General features: G+C 53.3%; 5 protein-coding genes. 2 read left to right on the top strand and 3 right to left on the bottom strand.

The features are described from left to right. The first annotated feature begins 273 nt into the window (after window positions 1-273). Both trxC and Q1B15_RS15685 read left to right on the top strand, forming a co-directional pair. Complete coding sequence (trxC, locus tag Q1B15_RS15690; protein WP_299755302.1) at window positions 274-708, top strand: thioredoxin TrxC; 435 nt, start codon at window positions 274-276, stop codon at window positions 706-708. 218 nt (window positions 709-926) lie between these two features. Next, entirely contained in the window at window positions 927-1,199 is a 273-nt protein-coding gene (locus Q1B15_RS15685) for an OmpA family protein (RefSeq protein ID WP_299755300.1), read from the top strand. A 52-nt stretch (window positions 1,200-1,251) separates the two neighbouring features. On the opposite strand, the gene Q1B15_RS15680 is transcribed toward Q1B15_RS15685, so the two are convergent. The 3 genes from Q1B15_RS15680 to Q1B15_RS15670 form a co-directional block, all read right to left on the bottom strand. Beyond that, entirely contained in the window at window positions 1,252-1,968 is a 717-nt protein-coding gene (locus Q1B15_RS15680; protein WP_299755297.1) for an LrgB family protein, read from the bottom strand. Further along, complete coding sequence (locus tag Q1B15_RS15675) at window positions 1,965-2,300, bottom strand: CidA/LrgA family protein (RefSeq protein WP_299755294.1); 336 nt, start codon at window positions 2,298-2,300, stop codon at window positions 1,965-1,967. The genes Q1B15_RS15680 and Q1B15_RS15675 overlap by 4 nt, the downstream gene beginning before the upstream one ends. A 323-nt stretch (window positions 2,301-2,623) precedes the next feature. Next, window positions 2,624-3,559 (bottom strand): DMT family transporter, encoded by a 936-nt coding sequence (locus Q1B15_RS15670; RefSeq protein WP_299755291.1) that lies wholly within the window; start codon window positions 3,557-3,559, stop codon window positions 2,624-2,626. Between the last annotated feature and the right edge of the window lie 693 nt (window positions 3,560-4,252).

Below are 4,252 nucleotides of genomic sequence, written 5' to 3'. Positions count from 1 at the left end.
GGACTGCCGCGCGAAGCCAGCCGCTACGATTGAGATAGTGCGGCTTACCGGGATGCGCGCTGATGACGTTCATTGTGTGTTCCTGTAAAGGTGTTGGTCTGTAGCATAAGGTGCTGCAGGTGCGAGTGCGATACTACTGTTAACTGTGTGACGTCAGCTCAGCGGACTTCGATGGAATCCTAATAAGGCAGTTTCCAATAACTTGACCCATCGCAAATGAAAGTCTTCCAAACTGCAGCATATATATGAGAAACCGAACTTATGGAGCCTTCTATGGCCTTAAGACTTGCGTGCCTTGCTTGCGGACAGGGCAACCGGATACCTGAAGCGAGACTAGCGTCAGGACCCAAATGCGGAACATGCGGAGCAGACTTAATTCAAGGCAAACCGATCGAAGTGTCCTTCGACGTTCTTGAGAGGGCCGCTCGGATAGATGATATCCCTCTCGTTGTGGACTTCTGGGCGGCATGGTGTGGTCCCTGCCGGATGATGGCTCCGGAGTTCGCCAAGGCTTCTGCGACGCTGAAAGGCAAGGCCCGCTTCGCCAAAGTGGATACCGAGGCCTTTGCGCAAACGGGCCAGCGCTACGGGATCCGTGGGATTCCGCTTATGATTGCCTTTCGTGGTGGGCATGAAGTCAAGCGACAGGCCGGCGCGATGCCTGCGGCGGGTATCATCGATTGGGTAAACGATTTAGCTGGAAAGTGAGCGCAAATGAGTTTGTGCATGCTTGCCCTGAAAGCGGATAAACAAAAAGCTATTTCGAACGACCGCTTTTGGCGGCGAACTCAAGACTGACACCTGCCAGCTTCGATCATTTTTTGGGGCGTAAGCCCAGGCTCTAGAGCGTGTTGCGTTCAATCGGTTTCATATCCTGCTGCTTTGAAGAAATTGTAGTATTTCTCCGCGGTGAAGATGTTGCAGACATGGGCTATACCGATGCCGTCGGTGACGAAAGTTACAACTTGCTGTTGTCGGACCGCCGCGCCGAAACTGTTGCGCTGGCCCTGTCCGAGTATTTCGGAGTGCGGCCTGAAAACATGGTCGTGCAAAGTTATGGGGGAACGCTTTCCACTGGTTCCGGCGCTGGAAGCGGAGCCTCTGAACCGCAGGGTTGCGGTGGGCCAGATTACGGACCTGATCCAGCCGAACTAAGATTTCCGCGCCGCTTGCTGGCACGGCGGCGGATAATGCTGTAACGAGGATAGTCCCTTTGACATCCTCCGAAATACCGTATGATCTATAGTCGGATCACAAGAAAAGTAGCACCAGATAGGGAACCGCAATTGCCGTCAGTAGAGCGTTGAGACCCATCCCGATACCAGCAAATGTACCTGCCGTTTCATTCACCTGGAAAGCGCGGGCCGTTCCAATGCCATGTGAGGCAATGCCGACGGCAAGCCCTCTTGCGCGCCAGTCCCGGATCCCCAGCATGTTTAGCAAAGGAGTTGCGATTATGGCCCCCAAAACACCCGTCACGATGACAACCACAGCTGTCAGAGTTGGTGATCCTCCTATAGACTCCGAGACACCAATTGCGACCGGAGCCGTTACGGATTTTGGCGCCAGAGACAGAAGCACCTCTCCGCGGATACCCATGGCATAGGCGATGCCTAAAACGCTCAGGATCGCGGTGCCAGAGCCGACAACCAGTGCGCAGAGTAAAGGGATGGCTGACTGCCGGACCTTCTCGAAATTCCTGTAAAGTGGCACCGCGAGGGCGACCGTTGCCGGACCAAGCATGAAATGCACAAACTTCGCGCCCTCGAAATAAGTTTGGTAAGGGGTAGCGCTGATCCACAACAAGAAGGCGAGCATAACAACTGCGATCAATACCGGATTAACGTAGGGACGTCCTCCAGAAGTACGAAAGGCAGTGTCTCCAATGACATAGGCGATCAAGGTCAATGTCAGCCATAGAAGCGGTTGCTGCGCAAGATACGTCCAAATTTCAGTCAGATCGGTCATTTTTGCTTGCTCGTCAGGCGATTGACGCGGTCGAATACTAGGGCCGCCACTGCAATCGAGATTGCCGTACTGATAGACAGGGCTATCAAAATGACGAAGCCGTCAGAACCCAGGCGATCGAGGTGACCAGTGATGCCGACGCCTGCGGGTACAAAAAGTAAGGACAAGTGTGAAAGAATGCCCTGCGCTGTCGGTTCGATCGCTTTTGCCGCTCTTGGAACTACTGCCAGAAAACACAGAAAAAATGCCATCCCGATGACGGGACCAGGCAAGTTCAGAGTAAAACTGCGCGCCAGGGTTTCACCAATCAACTGAAACACAAGAAGTGTCATAAGGTGTGATATCACTGCAAAAGGTTCTCCTGATTGTTGACGATCCTATGGCATCCGCGCCCAGAATGGTAATTTTTGCTCGTGTCGGTTTCTCAAATTTTCCAGATAGCGTTGATGGGACTGGCATCTGCCTTAGTCAGAAACTCTAATGCCCAAACGCGCGCAATCCATCAGGTGGTTTTGAGCTCATTGCGGCCGTTCGCTGCGGGCTGAATGAACGACCGGTTTCGGCTGTTTATATATTGAGCCGCGGTTAGGGAAACAGCCTCTCCCGTTTGGGGCCCGTTTTCTCGCTTTCGGCGCCCGCTGTATAACGCTTGCCGCTACGCTATAGGCCAAGTGGCAGATGGGGACCGGTTTTTAATCTGTCGTTCGCGGAATGCTATAAAGAGGCCGGACAAGAAGATTACCGCTGCTCCACTCCACGTATAGAGATCAGGAACTTCAGCGAAGAACCACGCCCCGATTACTGCAGCCCAGATCAGCTTGAGAAAATCAAACGGCATCAGCGCTGTTGGATCGGTTTCCTTCAAAGCCTGGCTGAGCGATAACTGGGCGATTGAGCCGAAGAAACCTATAAACACCATCCAGCCAAGCGTTTGCAGTCCGAATGGCTGCCAAACCCAGAGTGCTGGAAAGATGGAGAAAACCCCAAGGAAAATACCCATATAGGCAACGATCGTCAGGCTCGATTCTGTACGTGATAAAATCTTGATCAAAACCATCGCAACGGCCCAAAGCGCGGCCGAACCGGTTACCAGAAGCGCGCCGGTGTCGATGGCTACGAAACCCGGCCTCAGAATGATCAGCATGCCTAAGAACCCGAACAGTATGGCCAGCCATCGGTAGATCCGAAAGCGCTCTCCCAGCAGCAGGACGGCTAAGATAGCCATAAAGATTGGCGCGGTGAAGCTAAGTGCAGTGACTTTTGCAATTGGTGAGATTGAAAGTGCGGTGAAAAACATAAGCATTGCTACGATGTTGATGACACCGCGCAGCGCGTGCAACCCGATCCGCTTTGTGCGCAGCATTGCAAAGCGAGAGCGCAATAAAAGCGGTAGCAAAAAGGCCAGACCGAAGATGTTGCGAAAGAAAGCGATCTGAAAAGGTGGCAGTACATCGGAGACGAAGCGTACCAGACCGTGCATGATTGAGAATGCGACTGTGGACACGCACATTAGCACGATGCCGCGCAACGCAGGCGTCTGGCGGCTCCAGAGCGTGCTGACCCCTTGAAGGATTGAGCTCAGCGTTTGCATATTTTCGCTATCCCGGTTTGGCGACGCCGGCCTCTGGGCCCGGCTGACGCACCTATATTGGTTAGACAAGCTTAGTCCAGTTTGTAAATTTGGCTCCTGCCTGCATGCGATGTGCATTATCAAGTAAGATGTCAAATGCAGCGCGCACGACGATTGGCGTAGAAAAGCTCACGGCGGACCTTCGCCGTGCAGAGTCCAGAGGTCTGTTATGCGGAGAGGTTGTGTGAAAACTCGGGATTCTTCATGAATTCGCGCCGCTCGTTTTCGGGTGTTGCTAATTTGATGGTTCAGCTCGACCAGAGCGCGCCTAAATCTGGCAATTTTTGGCATTTGTAAAAGCTCTCGATAGTTTTCACACAGCCTCCGGACAATGCTGCCGGATAAAACAGACCTTCGCTGCACGCACGAGCCTGACGAGCGCATTCTGCTGATGCGGCCCTCTAACGGGACGCCAGGACATATTTCTCTTCTGCTCTGCGGCGGCCGGCTGCGAGCCCTTTCGGATGCCGCCTGACAATTAATGCTCTCAACGAGATTGATCACCTGCATCGCGGAGGACTGGCAACCCCAACTTCGACAGTTCAGCGGCAGTTTTGAGCATACTGTTGAGATCTGGTCGTTACTTTTCAGGGGCCTAGCATGGTCTGCCTCAGCGATTTTTGCAAACCGTGTCGTCACACGCTACAGGCGTAA

It is taken from the genome of uncultured Boseongicola sp., assembly GCF_937988555.1.
In the GTDB taxonomy this organism is placed as follows: Bacteria; Pseudomonadota; Alphaproteobacteria; order Rhodobacterales; family Rhodobacteraceae; genus Boseongicola.
The sequence above is the reverse complement of the archived record's forward strand: the minus strand, read 5'-3'. Positions and strand labels throughout refer to the sequence as shown.

What these genes read in the sequence shown, in the direction of transcription:
- Q1B15_RS15680 (WP_299755297.1), bottom strand. Translation starts at nt 1,968, where the DNA reads ATGACCGATCTGACTGAAATTTGGACGTATCTTGCGCAGCAACCGCTT.
- Q1B15_RS15685 (WP_299755300.1), top strand. Translation starts at nt 927, where the DNA reads ATGGGCTATACCGATGCCGTCGGTGACGAAAGTTACAACTTGCTGTTG.
- Q1B15_RS15675 (WP_299755294.1), bottom strand. Translation starts at nt 2,300, where the DNA reads ATGACACTTCTTGTGTTTCAGTTGATTGGTGAAACCCTGGCGCGCAGT.
- Q1B15_RS15670 (WP_299755291.1), bottom strand. Translation starts at nt 3,559, where the DNA reads ATGCAAACGCTGAGCTCAATCCTTCAAGGGGTCAGCACGCTCTGGAGC.
- trxC (WP_299755302.1), top strand. Translation starts at nt 274, where the DNA reads ATGGCCTTAAGACTTGCGTGCCTTGCTTGCGGACAGGGCAACCGGATA.